Source organism: Streptomyces sp. NPDC021020 (assembly GCF_044333285.1).
In the GTDB taxonomy this organism is placed as follows: domain Bacteria; phylum Actinomycetota; class Actinomycetes; order Streptomycetales; family Streptomycetaceae; genus Actinacidiphila.
In genome coordinates this window covers 281,336-299,288 of sequence record NZ_JBIRQQ010000007.1, presented here as the reverse complement: position 1 = coordinate 299,288, position 17,953 = coordinate 281,336, and the positions used below count along the sequence as shown (strand labels likewise).

Annotated in this window: 15 protein-coding genes; 7 read left to right on the top strand and 8 right to left on the bottom strand. The window is 74.5% G+C overall.

Going from position 1 to position 17,953, the window contains the following annotated elements; translation table 11 throughout:
- Positions 1 to 17 precede the first annotated feature (17 nt).
- Together pntB and ACH4SL_RS22645 are read right to left on the bottom strand one after the other, a co-directional pair.
- On the bottom strand, positions 18 to 1,424 hold the full coding sequence (pntB, locus tag ACH4SL_RS22650) for a Re/Si-specific NAD(P)(+) transhydrogenase subunit beta (protein ID WP_398448292.1): 1,407 nt from the start codon (positions 1,422 to 1,424) through the stop codon (positions 18 to 20).
- A gap of 6 nt (positions 1,425 to 1,430) precedes the next feature.
- Complete coding sequence (locus tag ACH4SL_RS22645; RefSeq protein ID WP_398448290.1) at positions 1,431 to 2,957, bottom strand: Re/Si-specific NAD(P)(+) transhydrogenase subunit alpha; 1,527 nt, start codon at positions 2,955 to 2,957, stop codon at positions 1,431 to 1,433.
- A gap of 270 nt (positions 2,958 to 3,227) precedes the next feature.
- On the opposite strand from ACH4SL_RS22645, the gene ACH4SL_RS22640 reads away from it, so the two are divergent.
- Both ACH4SL_RS22640 and thrS read left to right on the top strand, forming a co-directional pair.
- The gene (locus ACH4SL_RS22640) at positions 3,228 to 4,700 is read left to right on the top strand and encodes a protein kinase (RefSeq protein WP_398448288.1); all 1,473 of its coding nucleotides are present in this window, start codon (positions 3,228 to 3,230) and stop codon (positions 4,698 to 4,700) included.
- Positions 4,701 to 4,897: 197 nt separating this feature from the next.
- Positions 4,898 to 6,136 (top strand): threonine--tRNA ligase, encoded by a 1,239-nt coding sequence (gene thrS / locus ACH4SL_RS22635; RefSeq protein ID WP_398448285.1) that lies wholly within the window; start codon positions 4,898 to 4,900, stop codon positions 6,134 to 6,136.
- A gap of 45 nt (positions 6,137 to 6,181) precedes the next feature.
- Here thrS and ACH4SL_RS22630 read toward each other — a convergent pair whose 3' ends face one another.
- Positions 6,182 to 6,625, bottom strand: coding sequence for a MarR family winged helix-turn-helix transcriptional regulator (locus ACH4SL_RS22630; protein ID WP_398448283.1), 444 nt, complete (start codon positions 6,623 to 6,625; stop codon positions 6,182 to 6,184).
- Between the two features lie 151 nt (positions 6,626 to 6,776).
- Between ACH4SL_RS22630 and ACH4SL_RS22625 the strand changes: the two genes are divergently transcribed.
- Positions 6,777 to 7,778 (top strand): NAD-dependent epimerase/dehydratase family protein, encoded by a 1,002-nt coding sequence (locus ACH4SL_RS22625; RefSeq protein WP_398448281.1) that lies wholly within the window; start codon positions 6,777 to 6,779, stop codon positions 7,776 to 7,778.
- A 7-nt stretch (positions 7,779 to 7,785) separates the two neighbouring features.
- Here the strand turns inward: ACH4SL_RS22625 and ACH4SL_RS22620 are convergent, their stop codons facing one another.
- The 3 genes from ACH4SL_RS22620 to ACH4SL_RS22610 form a co-directional block, all read right to left on the bottom strand.
- Positions 7,786 to 9,045, bottom strand: coding sequence for an amidohydrolase (locus ACH4SL_RS22620; protein WP_398448279.1), 1,260 nt, complete (start codon positions 9,043 to 9,045; stop codon positions 7,786 to 7,788).
- An 84-nt stretch (positions 9,046 to 9,129) separates the two neighbouring features.
- Positions 9,130 to 9,315, bottom strand: coding sequence for a DUF6126 family protein (locus tag ACH4SL_RS22615; protein WP_398448277.1), 186 nt, complete (start codon positions 9,313 to 9,315; stop codon positions 9,130 to 9,132).
- Positions 9,316 to 9,361: 46 nt separating this feature from the next.
- On the bottom strand, positions 9,362 to 10,030 hold the full coding sequence (locus tag ACH4SL_RS22610; protein WP_398448275.1) for a helix-turn-helix domain-containing protein: 669 nt from the start codon (positions 10,028 to 10,030) through the stop codon (positions 9,362 to 9,364).
- Between the two features lie 181 nt (positions 10,031 to 10,211).
- On the opposite strand from ACH4SL_RS22610, the gene ACH4SL_RS22605 reads away from it, so the two are divergent.
- From ACH4SL_RS22605 to ACH4SL_RS22590, 4 genes are all read left to right on the top strand, one after another.
- Positions 10,212 to 11,204 carry an NAD(P)/FAD-dependent oxidoreductase gene (locus tag ACH4SL_RS22605; RefSeq protein ID WP_398448273.1) on the top strand — a complete coding sequence of 331 codons (993 nt, stop codon included), beginning with the start codon at positions 10,212 to 10,214 and terminating at the stop codon, positions 11,202 to 11,204.
- A 296-nt stretch (positions 11,205 to 11,500) separates the two neighbouring features.
- Complete coding sequence (locus tag ACH4SL_RS22600; protein WP_398448271.1) at positions 11,501 to 12,235, top strand: beta-glucanase; 735 nt, start codon at positions 11,501 to 11,503, stop codon at positions 12,233 to 12,235.
- Between the two features lie 79 nt (positions 12,236 to 12,314).
- The gene (locus ACH4SL_RS22595; protein WP_398448269.1) at positions 12,315 to 13,157 is read left to right on the top strand and encodes a VOC family protein; all 843 of its coding nucleotides are present in this window, start codon (positions 12,315 to 12,317) and stop codon (positions 13,155 to 13,157) included.
- A 160-nt stretch (positions 13,158 to 13,317) separates the two neighbouring features.
- Positions 13,318 to 14,610 (top strand): YibE/F family protein, encoded by a 1,293-nt coding sequence (locus ACH4SL_RS22590; RefSeq protein ID WP_398448267.1) that lies wholly within the window; start codon positions 13,318 to 13,320, stop codon positions 14,608 to 14,610.
- A 64-nt stretch (positions 14,611 to 14,674) separates the two neighbouring features.
- Here ACH4SL_RS22590 and ACH4SL_RS22585 read toward each other — a convergent pair whose 3' ends face one another.
- Positions 14,675 to 16,510: a discoidin domain-containing protein gene (locus ACH4SL_RS22585; RefSeq protein WP_398448265.1), complete on the bottom strand. Its 1,836-nt coding sequence runs from the start codon at positions 16,508 to 16,510 to the stop codon at positions 14,675 to 14,677.
- 263 nt (positions 16,511 to 16,773) lie between these two features.
- Positions 16,774 to 17,844, bottom strand: coding sequence for a LacI family DNA-binding transcriptional regulator (locus ACH4SL_RS22580; protein ID WP_398448263.1), 1,071 nt, complete (start codon positions 17,842 to 17,844; stop codon positions 16,774 to 16,776).
- Positions 17,845 to 17,953 lie beyond the last annotated feature (109 nt).

Genomic DNA, 17,953 nt, shown 5'->3' with positions numbered 1-17,953 from the left:
CCCGCCCCTGCGTACGCTCACAGCTCGCGCAGGATGTCCTCGACCCGCTCCTTCGCGTCGCCGAACAGCATCTGGCTGTTGTCCCGGAAGAACAGCGGATTCTGCACGCCCGCGTAACCGGGGTTCATCGACCGCTTGAAGACGACGACGTTCTCCGCCTCCCACACCCGCAGCACGGGCATGCCGGCGATCGGGCTGCCGGGGTCGTCGACCGCCGCCGGGTTCACGGTGTCGTTGGCGCCGATGACCAGGACGACCGTGGTCTCGGCCAGGTCGTCGTTGATCTCGTCCATCTCCAGCACGATGTCGTACGGCACCTTCGCCTCGGCCAGCAGGACGTTCATGTGCCCCGGCAGCCGGCCGGCGACCGGGTGGATGCCGAACCGCACGTCGACGCCCCGCTCCCGCAGCCTGCGCGTCAGATCGGCCACCGGGTACTGCGCCTGCGCCACCGCCATGCCGTAGCCGGGGGTGATGACGACCGACCGGGCGTCTTTGAGCAGCTTCGCGGTGCCGGACGCGTCGATCTCGCGGTGCTCGCCGTAGTCGGTGGTGTCGGCCGGGCCCGTCTCGACACCGAAGCCGCCCGCGATGACCGAGAGGAACGAGCGGTTCATCGCCGTGCACATGATGTACGACAGATACGCACCCGACGAGCCGACCAGCGCGCCCGTCACGATCAGCAGGTTGTTGTCGAGCAGGAAGCCGGACGCGGCCGCCGCCCAGCCCGAGTAGCTGTTGAGCATCGACACGACGACCGGCATGTCGCCGCCGCCGATCGAGGCCACCAGGTGCAGTCCGAGCGCCAGCGCCACCGCGGTCACCGCGACCAGCAGGCCCACGTTCGGCGAGACCACGAAGGCCACGGTGAGGCCCGCGAAGGCGGCGAGCGCGCCCAGGTTGAGCAGGTTGCGGCCGGGCAGCATCAGCGGGCTGGACCTGATGCGCGCCGACAGCTTGAGGAAGGCGATGATCGAGCCGGTGAAGGTCACCGCGCCGATGAACACGCCGACGAAGACCTCGGCGTGGTGGATGCGCAGCAGGTCGGCGGCGATCTCGTGCTGCCCGGCGCCCTTGGCCTCGACGTCCAGATAGCCGTTCCAGCCCACCAGCACGGCGGCGAGGCCGACGAAGCTGTGCAGTATCGCGATGAGTTCCGGCATGCCGGTCATCTCGACCCGGCGGGCCCGCCACAGGCCGATGCCCGCGCCGACGACCATCGCCAGGACGAGCAGCCCCATGCCGGTGGCGGCGATGCTGCGTGAGGCCAGCCCGATGGTCGCCGCCAGCGCGATGGCCATGCCGGCGATGCCGTAGACCACGCCGGAGCGGGACGTCTCGTGCCGGGACAGCCCGGCGAGGGAGAGGATGAAGAGCAGCGCGGCGACGACGTAGGCGGCCTGCGCGGCGGTCGATGCGGTCACGGCGGATCAGTCCTTCGCGAACATCGACAGCATGCGCCGCGTCACCGCGAAGCCGCCGAAGATGTTGATCGACGCCAGCAGGACCGCGGCGAAGGCCAGTACGGTGACCGCGGTGTGCGCGTGCCCGATCTGCAGCATCGCGCCCACCACGATGATCCCGGAGATCGCGTTCGTCACCGACATCAGCGGGGTGTGCAGCGCGTGGTGCACATGCCCGATGACGTAGTAGCCGATCACGATGGCCAGCACGAAGACCGTGAGGTTGCCGATCAGCTGCTGCGGGGCGAAGGCCGTCGCGAGGAACAGCAGCGCCGCCCCCAGGCCCACCACGGCGTACCGGCGGGCGGCCGTCGCCGCGCGGCTGCGCGCCGGTGCGGCGGGCGGCGCGGGGGGCGGCGGCGCCGCGGGCTGCGGTGCGGCGGAGACCTGCACGGGCGGTGGCGGCCAGGTCGTCGCGCCGTCGCGCGTCACCGTGACCGAGCGCTGCACGACGTCGTCGAAGTCCAGCACCAGCCGCCCGTCCTTGCCGGGCGTCAGCAGCTTCAGCAGGTTGACCAGGTTGGTGCCGTACAGCTGCGAGGCCTGTGCGGGCAGCCGCGCCGCCAGGTCGGTGAAGCCGATGACGGTGACCTGGTTCGCGGTGACGACCGTCTCGCCGGCGACCGAACCGGCCACGTTCCCGCCCTGGGCCGCGGCCATGTCGACGATCACGCTGCCGGGCCGCATGGCCGCCACCATCTCCTCGGTGACCAGCCGCGGCGCCGGGCGGCCCGGGATGAGCGCGGTGGTGATGAGGATGTCGGTGTCCGGCAGCGTCTGCGTGTAGAGCGCGGCGGCCCGCGCGCTGTAGTCGTCCGACATCTCCTTGGCGTAGCCGGTCGCGCTGACCTCGACCTCCGCCGACTCCACCGCGAGGTACTCACCGCCCAGTGACCTGACCTGGTCGGCGACCTCCGGGCGCGGGTCGGTCGCCCGCACCACCGCGCCGAGGCTGCCCGCCGCGCCGATCGCCGCGAGCCCCGCCACGCCCGCACCGGCCACCAGCACCTTCGCGGGCGGCACCTTGCCGGCGGCGGTGACCTGGCCGGTGAAGAATCGCCCGAAGGCGTGAGCGGCCTCGACCACCGCGCGGTAACCCGCGATGTTGGCCATGGAGCTGAGCACGTCCATCGACTGGGCGCGCGAGATCCGCGGCACCGCGTCCATCGCCAGTGCCGTCACCGAGGCCCCCGCCAGCTCCTCCAGCAGCTCGGGGTGCTGCGCGGGGGCCAGCAGCGACACGAGCACCGCGCCCTCCCGGAGCAGCGCGATCTCCTCCCGCGACGGCGCGTCGACCGCCAGGACGACATCGGCGCCCCACACGTGCGTACGGCTCCCGATCGAGGCCCCGGCCTCCTGGTACGCCTCGTCGCCGATGCTCGCGGCGAGTCCCGCGCCGGACTCCACCACCACCTCGTAGCCGAGGCCCCGCAGTTGCGCGACCGTCACCGCGGTGGCCGCCACCCGTGTCTCCCCGTCGCGCGCTTCGGACACGACGCCCACTCGTTGACCTTGCTGACTCACACTGGGTCCTCTCTGGTCGGCGTTCCACCTCGGCTGAGGCGGTGACTGCCCGGGACTACCCGGAAAGTAGCCGCGGTTCGGGCCCGGTATGCGCCGCGCGCCCGCTCACGGCCGGGCGCGCGGCGCACGACGCGGCACGGCAGAACCGCATGATCCCGCCCCGGGCGCGGGCGCACCACTGTGCGAACGCCGTACGCCCGCCCGCCGCCCCGTAGTCTGGGGCCGACGTGGGAGGGGTGCGTGGAACGGATCGGCACATACGGGGTCGTGCGCAAGCTCGGCGAAGGCGGCATGGGCACGGTGTGGCTGGCGAAGTCGCGCGGCGGGCGGCTGGTGGCGGTGAAACTCGTCCGGCCCGAGCTGGCCGGCGACCCCGGCTTCCGGGCCCGCTTCCGCGCCGAGGTGGCCGCCGCCCGCAGCGTCGGCGGCTTCCACACCGCGCCGGTCGTCGACGCCGACCCGGACGCCGCCGAGCCCTGGCTCGCCACCGCGTACGTCCCCGGGCCGACGCTGAGTCAACTCCTCGCCGCCGAAGGGCCGATGGACGAGCCGCGGCTGCGCGAGCTGGGCGCCGCGCTCGCCGAGGCGCTCCAGGCGATCCACCGCTGCGGGCTGGTGCACCGGGACCTGAAGCCCGGAAACATCGTCATGGCCGGCGACGGGCCCCGCGTGCTGGACTTCGGCATCGCCCGCGCCATGGACGACGCGCGGCTCACCACGACCGGCACCGCCTTCGGCACGCCCGGCTTCCTCGCGCCCGAGCAGGCCGAGGGCCACGACGTCGGCCCGGCCGCCGACGTCTTCGCCTTCGGCGCGGTGCTCGTTGCCGCCGCGGGCGGCATCGCCTTCGGCGGCGGCACGCCGGTCGCGCAGATCTACCGCTCCGTGCACGGCGACCCCGACCTGTCCGCGGTGCCGGACGCGCTGCGCGCGCTGGTCGCCGCGTGCCTGGCGAAGTCGCCGCAGTGGCGGCCCACCACGGAGGAGCTGCTGGACCGGCTCAGCCCGCTGGACGGCCCGCCCGCGGTGCCGTCCGCTCCGGCCTCGTACCCGCTCGCGCCGCCGCGGGAGCGCGACACGCCGGTACCGCCGGGCGCGGGGGAGGGCGACACGCCCGGGGCGCGGGTGACCGGGGCCGGGGAGCACGGGACACCGGTGCCGTCCGCGCCGGGCCTTCCGTCCCCGGGGGCTTCGGCCGCCGGGCCGCCGCCGGGGGGCGCGTCGCCGCAGGTGCTGCCGCCCGTGCCGCCGCCGCCGGCGTTCCCGCCGCCCGGGTATCCGCCGTCGGCGTACGGGTCCGGGCCGCTGCCCGCCGCGCCGGCGCCGTACGCCGCCGGGCCGCAGTACACCCCCGGCGCGCTGCCGCCGTCGCCGTACGGGCCCGGGGCTCCGATACCGCCGCCGGGGGCGGCCGCGGGGCAGCCGGGGATGCCCGAATTCCTGGCCATGGACCGCAAGAACGCCGTCGTCCTCGACCGCGCCGGAGTGTCGCTCGGCACGGACGGGCAGGTCACCGAACTGCCCTGGCACGCCGTCGACTTCGCGTGGTGCGAGCGCGCCGCCGGGCGCGGCCACACCCTTCTGGTGGGCGTGTCGCTGCGCGACGGCACCGTCTTCTCCTGCGCGGTCGCCACCCGCAGACCCGCCGAGCTGGAGGCCTGGATCGTGCAGTTCAACGCGACCCTGAACTACTACAGCCCCGAGGAGGACTGACCCGGAGCGGCGGAAAACCAGGTGCGGCCGCCGGTTCCCGCGCGCTAGCGTCCCCCGTATGAGAAGCCACGGTCTGACGACGACGCCGGAGTACGTCCCGGCGCGCTGACCGATGTCCGAAAGCGAAGCCCCGGGGCGGGTGCCCCGGGGCTTCGCCGTGCGGTCACCCGCCTCGCATTCCGCGAGGGAGACCCGCGATGCACGACCACCGCAAGCTCGGCCGCGAACTCGACCTGTTCGACACCGACCCGCTCGTCGGCGCCGGACTGCCGTACTGGCTGCCGGCCGGCGCCGCCGTCCGGCACGAACTGGAGACCTACGTCCGCGAGGAGGAGCGCCGCGCGGGCTACCGGCACGTCCACTCGCCCGTGCTCGGCAAATGCGAGCTGTACGAGGTGTCCGGGCACTGGTCGCACTACAGCGACGACATGTTCCCGCCCATGGACCTCGGCGGTGAGCAGTTCGTGCTGCGCCCCAGCCTGTGCCCGCACCACGCGCTGATCTACCGCCACCGCGCCCGCAGCCACCGCGAACTCCCGCTGCGCATCGCCGAACTCGGCGGCATGTACCGCGCGGAGCTCTCCGGCGTCCTCGGCGGCCTGACCCGGGTACGGGCCATCCAGCTCAACGACGCGCACATCTTCTGCACCCTCGACCAGGCCGCCGCCGAGGCCCGCGACGCCCTGCGGATGATCGCCCGCGCCTACCGGGTGCTGGGCATCGAGCCCGTGCGCCACCGGCTCTCGCTCGCCGGCCCCGGCGGCAGCTACGTCGGCGACGCCGGTATGTGGCGGCGGGCCGAGGCGCTGCTCACCGACGCGCTCGACGCCGCGGGGCTCGCGTACGAGGCGGCGGAGGGCGAGGCGGCCTTCTACGGGCCCAAGATCGATGTCCAGGTCGCCGACCCCGCGGGGCGGGAGAGCACCCTGTCCACCGTCCAGATCGACTTCCACCAGCCGGAGCGCTTCGGCCTGGAGTACGTGGGCCCGGACGGCCGCAGGCACCGTCCCGTGATGGTCCACCGCAGCGTGATCGGCAGCGTCGAACGCGCCGTCGCCCATCTCGTCGAGCGCCACGGCGGCGCCTTCCCCGGCTGGCTCGCCCCCGTCCAGCTGGTGCTGCTGCCGCTGGGCGAAGCCGAAATGCCGTACGCCGAGCGGCTGCTGGACCGCTGCCTCGCGCGGGGTCTGCGCGCCGAGGTCGCGCACCCCGACCGGGGGACCCTCGCCGCCCGGGTGCGCGCCGGCCGCCTCGTGCCGTGGCAGGCCGTACTGGGTCCGCGGGAGGCCGCCGCGGGCACCGTGGCGTTGCGGCTGCGCGACGGCCGCCGCCCCGCCGCGCTCCCGGCCGGGGACGCGGTGGCCCGGATCGCCGCGCTGGTCCGGGCCCGCACCGCCGAGCTGTGGGGGGACGCCGGGGCGGTACGCGCGGGTTGAGCCGGCGGCACCGTCCCCGCCGGGCGGGCGAACCGGCGGGGACGGTCAGGCAGGGCCGTCGTAGAGGGCCACGTCCCTGAGCGCGGTGCGGAAACCGGCCGCGTCCGCGCCGGTGAGGGGGGCGAGGAAGCGGCGCTCGGCCTCGTCGCTCGCGGCGGTGGCGCGGCGCAGGGTGTCGGTGCCCTGCTCGGTCAGGACGACGACGTTGCGGCGCCGGTCGGCCGGGTCGGGGCGGCGGGCGAGCAGGCCCTTGCCCTCCAGGGTGTCGAGGAAGGTGACCATCGTCGTGCGGTCGACGCCGAGGCGGGCGGCGGCCCGCTGCTGGGAGGAGGGGGTCTCCTCACCGCTGAGCACCAGCAGCACGGCCAGCTCGCGGCCGCTGATGCCGAAGGGCGCGAGCGCCTCGGCGTGGAGGGCGGCGAACCGCGCCTGAGCGTGCTTCAGGAGGTGGCCGAGCCTGCCGTGCAGCTCGGGCGCTGTGGTGGACATCCCCGAACCTTACAGTTAGCGTGATCGTCAGTGGAGCTGACGATCACCAGCCCTGATGATCGGCAGGTGCTGCACGCTGCCCGTCGTACGTGCCCCGTGCCCCGCCACCTCCCTCTCTCCCACCTCCCCTCTCCGGAACGGAGCGCCACGGATGATCCTCGTCACGGGCGGGCTCGGCTTCATCGGCTCGCACACCGCCCGCGCCCTGCTCGACCTCGGCGAATCCTGCGTGCTGGTCCAGCGCCGCCCGCCCGCCCCGCCCCCGGCCTTTCTCGCGGACGGCCGCGGCGCCGCCCGCGTCCACGTCGAGCAGGCCGACCTCGCCGACGCCGACGCGCTCGGCCGGGTCGCCGCCCGCCACCGCGTCACCGGCGTCATCCACCTCGCCCCCTCCGCGCCCTGGCCCCCCGGCGCCCCCGCACCGGTCGCGGCGGCCCGCGACGCACTCGCCGGCCTGCTCAACGTCCTCCAGACGGCGGCCGAACGGCAGGTCTCCCGGGTGGTCGTCGCGAGCACGATCGGCGTCTACGCGGGATCCCCGGGCGCCACCGGCGCACCGAGCACCACCGGCACCACCGAGCCGCTCCGCGAGTCCCAGCCGCTCGCGATGGGGGCCGGGCACGTCATACCGACCTTCAAGAAGATCGCCGAGCTGCTCGCCGGCCACCTCGGCGAAGCCGCCGGCGTCGAGGTCGTCAGCGCGCGGATCGCCGGCGTCTGGGGTCCGCTCGGGCGGGCGGCGTCGCCCTTCTTCGCCCTGCCGCAGCTCGTGCACGCCGCCGCCCGGGGCGGCACACCCGACCTCTCCGCGCTGCGCACCCCGCCCCGCGCCGCCCAGGGCGCCGACCTGATCCACGCCGCCGACTGCGGCCGCGCGCTCGCCCTGCTCCAGCGGGCGCCGCGGCTCGGCCACCGTACGTACAACGTCGCTTCGGGCCGGATCACCACCTACGCCGAGATCCTGGACGTGCTGGCCCGGCTCGCCCCCGAGGCGCGGCTCGGCCTGCCGCCGGGGCGCGATCCGGCGGCGGGCCCTGACGTCCGGCTGGACGTCACGCGGCTGCGCGAGGACACCGGCTACGCGCCCGCGTACGACACGGCGGGCGCGCTCGCCGACTACCTGGCCTGGCTCCGTGCCGGCAACCCCCGCTGAACCGCCGTCAGGACGCCTCCCGGACGCCCAGCCGGCCGAGGGCCGCCACCGCCAGCGCCTCCACGCCCGTGGTGAGCGTCGGCTGGATCACCGGCGCGAACTCGGGGGAGTGGTTGCTGGGCATCTGGTCCATCCGGCCCTCCTGGAAGGCGGCCAGCGTAGCGGCGGCGTCCGTGCCGCCCCAGAACCAGAGGACCGTCGGGACACCCGCGGCCGCACCGAACAGGCCGACGTCCTCGCTGGCGGCGATCGGGGGCAGCGGCAGCATCCGGTCGGCGCCGAAGTGCGCGGCCAGGTCGGCGGCCACCGCGCGTGTCGCGCCGGGTTCGCTGACGAGGACCGGCGCGCCCGGGGCCCAGGTGATCTCCGGCGGCCGGGGGGCGCCGCTCGCGGCGGCCTCGGCGTGGACGATCCGCTCGACCGCGTCGACGACCAGGCGCCGCACCTGCGGGGTGTACGAGCGCACGCTGATGCCCAACTGCGCGGTGTCCGGGATGATGTTCTCCTTGGTGCCCGCCTGGAGCCGGCCCACCGTGACCACCGCGGTCTCGGCGGCCGGCACCTCGCGCGCCACGATGCCCTGGAGCCGCACCACGATCGAGGCGGCCATCAGCACCGGGTCGACGGTCGCCTCCGGGCGGGAGCCGTGGCCGCCGCGCCCGAAGAGCCGCACGTCGGCGACGTCCGCGCCCGCCATGACCGGGCCCTCCCGGTGACCGAGGAAGCCCGCGGGCAGCGGCCCGACATGCTGGCCCAGCACGATCGACGGCTTGGGGAAGCGCTCGAAGAGCCCGTCCTCGACCATCGCCCGGGCCCCGGACATCAGCTCCTCGGCGGGCTGGAAGACCGCGAGGACCGTGCCCGACCACCGCTCCCGCAGCCGCGCCAGCAGGGCCGCCGCCCCGGCCAGCGCCGCGACGTGCATGTCGTGGCCGCAGGCGTGCGCGACGGGCACGCTCTCGCCGTCGGGCCCCGTCGCGAAGACCTCGGAGGCGTAGGGGAGTCCGGTGTTCTCGCGGACCGGCAGCGCGTCCATGTCGGCCCGCAGCATCACCACCGGACCCGGGCCGTTGCGCAGCACCCCGACCACGCCCGTGCCGCCGACCCCCTCCGTCACCGCGTAGCCCGCCGCCGCCAGCGACCGCGCGGCCTTCGCCGCGGTGCGGCGCTCCTGGCCCGACAGTTCGGGGTGGCGGTGCAGGTCCTCGTAGAGCGCTTCGAGGTCCGGCAGCAGGTCGGTCCGCCAGGTGTCGTCGGGCAGTGCCATCGGATCCCCTTCCGTGTGCCGCCCGCGGCCGGGCGGCGCCGTTGCCGGCGACCATTCGACCACGTCAGGGGGCCGGAGGAAGGATCAGTGCTTGCCGGCGATGGTGAAGAGGAAGTAGAGGTACGCGGCGAGACCGTGGGCGAGGACGACGTAGACCAGCACGCGCAGGACGACGCCGCGCTGCTTGCGGCGCTCGGTGCCGTTGGTGGTGGGGACGACGGCGGGGGTCGGCGGACGGACGTCGTGCGGGGTGGCGCCGGTGGTGGTCATGTCCTTGTCCTCCAAGGTGCCGGGCGGTGACCCGGCGTCATGTGCCTCAGTGGGTGGTGGGTCCGCGGTGTGCCGCGGAGGTACGGGAGGGCGGGGCGCCCACGCACAGCGCGGACGTCTCGCTCTGCATGAGCGTGTGGACGAACAGCACGTCGGCGCCCGTGCCGCCGGTCGCCGCGAGCCGGTGCGGCACGAGCGAGTCGAAGTGCGCGGAGTCGCCGGGCGCCAGCGTGTGGACGCGCTCGCCGAGCGTCAGCTCCAGCGTGCCGCCGGTGACGTACAGCCACTCCTCGCCGGGGTGCACGCGCACCAGCGCGCGCTGCGCGCCCGCCTCGGCCGGGATGTGCAGCCGCAGCGCCTGCATGGCCCGCCCGTTGCCGCCGGCCCGCCAGTACGTCCAGCCCCCGGCGGGCACCGCGGCGGCGGTCGCGCCGCGTACGATGGGGTCGGGTTCGCCCGCGGTCTCGCCGAGCAGGTCCGAGACGGTGGTGCCGTACATCCGGGCGAGCCCGAGCAGCACCGGGAGCGACGGCTGACGCAGCCCGGACTCCAGCCGCGACAGGTGCGCGGCGGACAGTCCGGCGCGGGCGGCGGCGCTCTCCAGCGTCAGGCCCGCTGCCAGCCGCAGGTCCCGCAGCCGCGGGGCCAGCACCAGGTCGTCGCCGGGCGCCGCGGTCGCGGGCGGTGCGGGGGGCTGGTGGTCGGTGGCTGCCATGCATCCATGGAACAGCAGCCCGTACCTCTGGGGCAAAAACTTTGCCTCAGAGGCAAAGCCCCCTCGCGGGCCCCCGTCCCCGCCCGGCCCTTCCGGCAGACCCGCGTGTTGCCGGAACGGCACCGGCGTTTGCCGTATCGGCCCGCCTCCGCCGACCATCACCGGCGAGGAGGCACCCGACATGACGAACAGCCATCCGTACGACCGCCCCGCCCACGACCACGAGGTCCTGGTCATCGGCGGCGGCGCCGCGGGCCTTGCCGCGGCCGCGACGCTCGCCCGCGCCCGCCGCTCCGTCCTGGTGGTCGACGCCGGCCGGCCGCGCAACGCGCCCGCGTCCGGCGTCCACACCTATCTCGCCCGCGAGGGCACCCCGCCCGCCGAACTGCTCGCCGCCGGCCGCGCCGAGGTCCGCGGATACGGCGGGGACATCCGGCAGGGCACCGCCACCGCCGCCGGGCGCACCGGCGACGGCGGCTTCCGGGTCACGCTCGACGACGGGACCGTGCTGACCGCCGCCCGGCTGCTGGTCACCACCGGCCTGACCGACGAGCTGCCCGCGATCCCGGGCCTGGCCGAACTGTGGGGGCGCGACGTACTGCACTGCCCCTACTGCCACGGCTGGGAGGTGCGCGACCGCGCCGTGGGCGTCCTCGGCACCTCGGCCCTGGCCGTGCACCAGGCCCTGCTGTGGCGGCAGTGGACCGACCGCGTGACCCTCTTCCTGCACACCGCGCCCGAACCCGGCGACGAGGCGTACGAGCGGCTGGCCGCGCGCGGCATCGCGGTCGTCGACGGCGAGGTCACCCGGCTGGTCGCCGAAAACGGGCGGCTCACCGCCGCCGAACTGGCCGGCAGCCGGCAGGTCGGCTGCGACGCGCTGGCCGTCGCCACCCGCCTCACCGCCAACTCGGCAGTTCTGGACGGCCTCGGCCTGGCGGCGGAGGAGATGCAGATGGGCGGGCTCGCCATCGGCACCCGCATCCCCGCCGACCCGACGGGCGCCACGGCCGTGCCCGGTGTGTGGGTCGCCGGAAACGTCGCGAACCCGGTCGAGCAGGTCATCGGCGCCGCTGCCGCCGGGGTGCGCGCGGGCGCGGCGATCAACGCCGACCTCGTCGAGGCCGACACCCGGCGGGCGGTCGAGGCGGCGCGCGCGGCGGCCGGGGCGTAGCCGTGGGCCTCGGGAGGCCCGGTCGGCGGAGCACCGGCGCGCGCATGGGCTCGGGGGCGCACCACCGAGCAACGCCGCCCTCGTACGGTGCGGAGCGCCCCCCGGCCCCCGGGGGGGGGCGCACCACCGCCGAGAACACCGCCCTCGTGCGGGACGGAGCGGCCCCGGGCCGAGCGGGGGCCCGGGGGCGTACGCCGTCCGGTTCGCGCCGGTGCGCGCTTCCGCACGCCGCTGCCGGACACCCGGTCGAACCCGATTCAATGGGGGCAATTCCGGCCAGCGCGAGGGAGCCCCGCATGATCACCGACCGCACCGCCCCCGCGGTGGTCTTCGACGCGCCCTTCACCGACCGGACGGCGTGGGCGGCCGGCCGCACCTCCGCCTACCCCGCCGACGGGCGCAACCCCGGCGACAACAAGCTCGACCGCATCGGGCCCGGCTACGCGCCCACCGCCGACGGGGTCTTCACCGCCCGCCGCGCCCCGGACGGCGGCTGGCACTGCGCGCTGGTCTCCACCGAGTACGCCCCCGGCGGCTTCGAGCTGCTGCCGGAGGACGAGCTGACCGCCACCTGCGTCGTCCACGACGTCCAGGGCGCCTGGCCCGCACTGTGGACGTGGGGGCGCGACGCCGGCCACGGGCCGCAGCCCGGCCACGGCGAGGTCGACGCCTTCGAGTACCACCCCGACCACCCGCGGATGCTGGAGCTGACCAACCACGTCCGCTCCGCCGGGCACTACGCCGAGGGCGCCGTCACCCCCGGGGTCCCCTTCTTGCTGCGCGTCGTCCTCGGCGCCCGCAGCGTCGAGTGGTACGCCGACGAGCAGCTGCTCTACGCCGACAACCGCGGGGTCGGCCCGCACTGGCGCGCCTGGCCCGTGGTCTGCATGAGCGTCGCCGCCGGGCGGTACGGCCATCTGGCGCCCGAGGCCGGCACGGACGAGCTGGCATGGCAGTGCACGGGGCTGACCGTGCGCCGCCCCGCGACCGGAATCCCCCGAATCCTGCCCGCCGAAAGATCGCATGAATGATCGCCGCGAAAGCGGGCATGCGGGAGATCATCATCCCTGCGCGCCAGGGATCCCTGAGCCATGGAACGGAGTCGGTGCGATGACCCGGCGACAGCCGTCGCACACCCACGCACACCCCGCCGGCAAGCCCGGCACGGACGTGGCGCGCGGTGCCCCCTGCTGGGTCAGCCTGACCGCGCGGGATCTCGCGGCGTCGGAGAAGTTCTACGGCACCGTGCTGGGCTGGGAATTCCGCGCCACCACGCTCGGCTCCCGGTTCGCCGTCGCCCTCAGCGACGGCCGCCCGGTCGCCACGATCGGCGCCGTCGCCGGGGACATGCAGGTCGCCGTGGTGTGGACGCCCTTCTTCGCGGTCCCGCAGGTCGACGAGGCGACGGCCAGGATCCGCGAGCGCAGCGCGACCGTCGCGCTCGGCCCGGTCTCCTTCGCCTCCGGCCGCGCGGCGCTCGCCGCCGACCGGGACGGCGCGGTCTTCGGCGTCTGGGACGGCCGGCTGCCCGGCGGCTGGCAGTCCTGGCACGACCGCGGCCCCGTCGTCGTACGCCTGCACACCCGGGACGCCTTCGAGTCGGCGATCTTCTACGGCGGTGTGCTCCAGTGGGCCGACGACGAGGCCGACTGCTGCACGGTCGGCTACGAGTTCGACCAGGCCGAGGTCGTGGTGCGGACGGGCAGCAACGTCGTCGCCCGGATCTCCTCCGGCGCCGTCGAGGCCGCGCCGGACCCGCTCGCCCGCCCGCACTGGTCGGTGGCCTTCGCGGTCGACGACGTGCCGGCCACCGTCGAGAGCGCGCGCGAACTCGGTGCCGCCGTCGTGGACGCCGGCGGGAGCGCCGAGGGGGCGTGGGCCGACATCCGCGACCCGGAGGGCGGGCTGTTCACGGTGTTCGCGCGCTCGTCGCACCCGGAGCCGTCGCACTAGGGCCTTCGGTCCGCAGAAGGTGCCCGACGTCCGGTGCAGGTCCGGGCGCATCCGCCATGCGCAGGTGGCGGGCATCGGCAGTTTTCCCTGCGGGAGCAGGTTCCGGCAAATCCGCGCCACCGGGCGGGGAGGCCGGATCCGGAGCTGGGAGGATCGGACCGTGGAACTCCCCCCGCCCGACCGGCACTCCCTCGGTCCCGCGCACACCCACGGGCACGGGCACGGTCCCGTACCGCCGGTGTCGCGGCATCTGCGCAAGGTGATCGCCGCGATCCTGGTGCCCTTCGCCGCCGCGGTGGTCGTCGGCCTGTGCGTGCTGTGGCCGGGCGGCGCGCCCGGCCACGCGCGGACCGGAATCGGCTTCGACCAGCAGACCCGCGGCGGAAAGGTCGCGCAACTGGCCGACGTGTCCTGCAAGGCCGTCGATGCGGCGCCGGACCAGCCGCCCGGCGGGGGCAAGGTGAGCGACGCCTGCCAGAAGGCGACGATCGAGGTCACCTCGGGCCCGGACAAGGGCACCACGTTCACCCAGATCCTCCACCCGGACGAGACCCGCCGCTTCACGAAGGGGCAGGGGCTCGTCCTGGCCTACGCGCCCAACGCCCCGCAGGGCCTGCGCTACTCGGTCAGCGACGTGAAGCGCGGCTTCCCGATGACCGTCCTGGCGCTTCTTTTCGCCGCGGTGGTGGTGCTCGTCGGCCGGCTGCGCGGGGTGATGGCGCTCGTCGCCCTGGTGGTGTCGTTCGCCGTGCTGACCCTGTTCATCCTCCCGGCGATCCTGCGCGGCCACGATCCGCTGGTGGTCGCGGTGATCGGCGGCTCCGCGATCCTGCTGTCCTCGCTGTACCTGTGCCACGGGCTCAACGCGCGCACGTCGGTCGCCGTCATCGGCACCCTGTGCTCGCTCTTCCTGATCGCCGCTCTGGGGTCGGGCTTCATCTCCCGGTCCCACCTGACCGGCAACACCTCCGACGAGACGGGCGTCGTCCACACGCTCTACCCGCACATCCAGCTCAAGGGGATCCTGCTGGCCGGTATCGTCATCGGCTCGCTCGGGGTGCTCAACGACGTCACGGTCACCCAGACCTCGGCCGTGTGGGAGCTGAAGGCCGCCGACCCGGGCGCGAACTGGCGCACGCTCTACGCCGCCGGGATGCGCATCGGCCGCGACCACATCGCCTCCGCCGTGAACACCCTGGTCATGGCGTACGCCGGAGCGGCCCTTCCGCTGCTGCTGCTGTTCTCCATCGCCCGCGCCGGCGTCGGCCAGGTCGCCGGCAGCGAACTCGTCGCCGAGGAGATCGTCCGCACCCTCGTCGGCAGCATCGGCCTGGTCGCCTCCGTCCCCCTCACCACGCTGCTGGCCGCCCTGGTCGTCAACGCCGACCGCCCCCCTGCGGACACCCCCGCCCCGGCCCCGGACCCTCCCGCCAGACACCGCCACCGCAAGTGACCGCCGCTCCACGCCCCGGCCGGACGCCCGGGTGCGGTCGGCCGCACCCGGGCGCCGGGGGTGCTCAGCTGCCGTAGGCGTCGAGTTCGTCGACGCTCCACCACCACGGACTGTCGGCGGTCAGGACGACTTTGAGGTAGCGGGCCCGGGCCGCGGGGAAGGTGATGTCGAAGGCGGCGGAGCCGGGGGAGCCCTGGGCGACAGGGGAGCCCCAGTCGGTGCCGTCGGCGGACAGGTAGAGGGCGTAGCCGCGGGCGTAGTCGCCCGGGTCGTGGGTGGCGTCGAGGCTGACACGGTCGATCGTGTGGGCGGTGCCCATGTCGACCTGGAGGGCGTCGCCGTCGGCGGCGGCCTGCGGGCGGCCGTTGTTCCAGCGCGTGGTGACGTCGCCGTCCAGGACGTTGCCCGGGGCGTCCCCGCCGTACGTGGCGGAGGCGGTGGCCGTCCAGCCGGAGCGGTCCAGGGGCCCGGCCGCGCTGCCGGACTGGGTGCCGCCCCAGCCGAAGGTGGCGACGCCACCGGCCGGGAGGCTGTAGGAGAAGTGCTGGTCACCCCAGTTGACGCCGAAGTCCTTGGTGCCCGACGTGCCGTTGTAGGCGACCAGGACCTTGCCGCCGTCGGCGTTGCGGAAGGCGACCGTCTTGAGGTCGCCGTCGCCGAAGTCCGTCGACGAGATGCGCTGGGCCCCGGGGCGGACGTACTTGCTCAGGTGTCCGAGCAGGTAGTAGTCGGCGCTGTAGGTGATGTCGCCGGTGGAGTCGTCGATGTAGGCCAGAGCGCCGCAGTTGCTGCAGCTTCCGGGGCCGTAGGACGGGTTGGACGCGATGGTCCACTCCAGGAAGGTCTGCGACCAGTTGCGGAGGATGTCGATGTACTGGCCCATGGTGCCGAAGTAGTTCGGCCAGTCCTGGTTGCCGGTCGAGGGGGAGGCCTCGGTGAAGTAGATCCCCTTGTCCGGGTGCTGGTCGTGGACGGTGGACTGGACGCCCACCCACCCGGCGTACTTGTGCCACGCCGAGCCGGCGACGTACTGCGCCGCGGCGGGGTCGTCGAGGATCGACTGGGCGTATTCGGGGTGGTCCCAGTTGTGGTCGAAGACCAGCAACTCGGTGTCCAGGCCGTGGGCGGCGAGAGTAGGGCCGAGGTTGTTCTTGATCAGGTCGGCTTCCTGGGCGGCGGTCAGGTTGTCGCCGAAATTCGCGTAGCTCTGCAGCGGTTCGTTCTGCGGGGTGATGCCCCAGACGGGGATGCCCTGGGCGGCGTACGCCTCCAGATAGGCGGCCAGGTAGTCGCTGTAGGCCTGGTAGGAGCCGGTGTCGAGGGTGCGGCTGTCGCCCGAGCCGGAGAGCATCCACTGCGGGAGGCACCAGACGGAGGCCATCACCCGCAGCTGCGGGGCGAGCTGCTGGGCCTGGTGGAGCAGGCCGATGGTTCCCGAGCTGCTGTCCTGGGCGATGGAGAAGTTCGACAGCGACGGGTCGGCCGCGCCGCCGTTGTCGTCGTAGGAGCAGGACTGGCCGGGCGCGTTCTGGTCGGAGCCGCCGACGGGCTGGCGCAGCAGGCTGATGCCGATGCCGTCGTCCGGGTCGAAGAGGCTGCGCATGAAGTCGTCGCGCCGGGTCTGGTCGAGCTTGTTGTCCATCTCCCAGACGCTGGAGCCGGTCAGCGAGGCGCCCATCCCGGTGATGGTCTGGTAGGTGGTGTTCTCGTCGACGGTGACGACGGTGCCGTCGGGCGCGCCTCCCGCGGAGAAGGCGGTGTCCGGCTGGGGCGTGAGGGCGTTGGCGTGGTCGGGGGTGGTGAGCAGTACGTGGACGCCCTCTCCGGCGGCGTGCGCCGGTACGGGAGCGAGCAGCGCCGCGGGCAGCAGGGCTGTGGCGAGTGCGGTGAGCGTGACCACGGCTCGTCGTCTACGGTGAAGGCGGGATGGTGCGGTTCTCACGAGGCGTCCTCCTCGGGTTCCGGACTGGTCTCATCGGCTCGGGCCGCTTCCGACGGCCCGGGCCGTCACGTCGTGCGCGGTACCCGGTCCGGAGTGGCCCCGGCGGCCGGGGCGGCCGGGGATCCGCCGGCGGGGGCGGGGCGTACGGCGTCGTTCGGGGGGTGGCCCTCGGCGGGGGGCCCGGGAGAGGGCCGGCGAACCGGCACGTGCGCCGAGGCCCGTCACACGTCGTCCCGGGGCGTCGACGAGCGGCGGACGATCAGGTCGGTGTCGATGCCGACATGCCGCGCCGGCCCCGAGTAGCCGCGGCTTATCCGGTCCAGCAGCAGCCGCGCGCAGGCCCGGCCCTGCTCGTTGGGATAGCTCTCGACGCTGGTGAGGGTGGTGGCGACCATGGTGCCCGCCTCGATGTTGTCGTATCCGGTGAACGCCATGTCCCCCGGCACGTCCAGGCCGCGGTCGCGGGCGGCGGCCATGCCCCCGATGGCGATCAGGTCGTTGGCACAGACGACCGAGCGGGGGACGACCGGCCCGGCGAGGAGTTCGGCGACCGCGTGCCGGCCGCCCTCCCAGGAGTACGGGACGCGGCGCACCAGCCGCTCGTCCACCTCCAGCCCGGCCGCGGCCATCCCGCTGCGGAAGCCCGACTCGCGGATGTCGGCCGGGCCGTCCCCCGGCATGCCGCCGAGAAAGGCGACGGGACCGCCGAACCTGCCGACCAGGTGCCGGGTGGCGTCCTGCATCCCGGCCGGCTGGTTGCTGCGCACGCAGTCCCAGGGGCCGTCCGTCGCGGCGTTGAGGCCGCCGTTGACGAAGGCCACGTCGGCTTCCTCCAGTACGGCCGCGTCGGCGGACGTCATGTCGAAGCCGAACATGATGACGCCGTCGACCCGGCGCGCGGTGACCGCCTGCAGCACCTCCGCCTTGATCCGCGGGTCCCCGTCGGTGTCGTAGATCGCGGTCTGATAGCCCAGCGGCCGCAGTTCGTCGTTCACTCCGCGCGCCACCACGGGGTAGACCACGTGCGCGATGTTCGGGATGACGATGGCGACCGTGTGGGTGCGCTGGCTGCGCATCGAGCGGGCGATCTCGTTGGGCCGGAAGGCCAGTGCGTCGATGGACCGCCGCACCTTTGCCTGGGTGGACGGTGACACGGGTCTGCGGCCGCTCAGCACGTGGGAGACCGTGGTCACGCTGACGCCGGCGTGCGCGGCGACGTCGCTGATCGTCGGCCGCCGGCCGTCCTCGGGCTGCTCGTCCACAGCGCCTCGCGCCTGGTCTCCGGTAGCCACACCATCTCCGTAAATCGTTTTGCGTCGGGATTGGGCCCGATGGTTGCCCCAACGGCCCGTCGGCGTCAAGACCGTGGACCGCATTCGGAGTCGGGCGGTCGGGCAGACC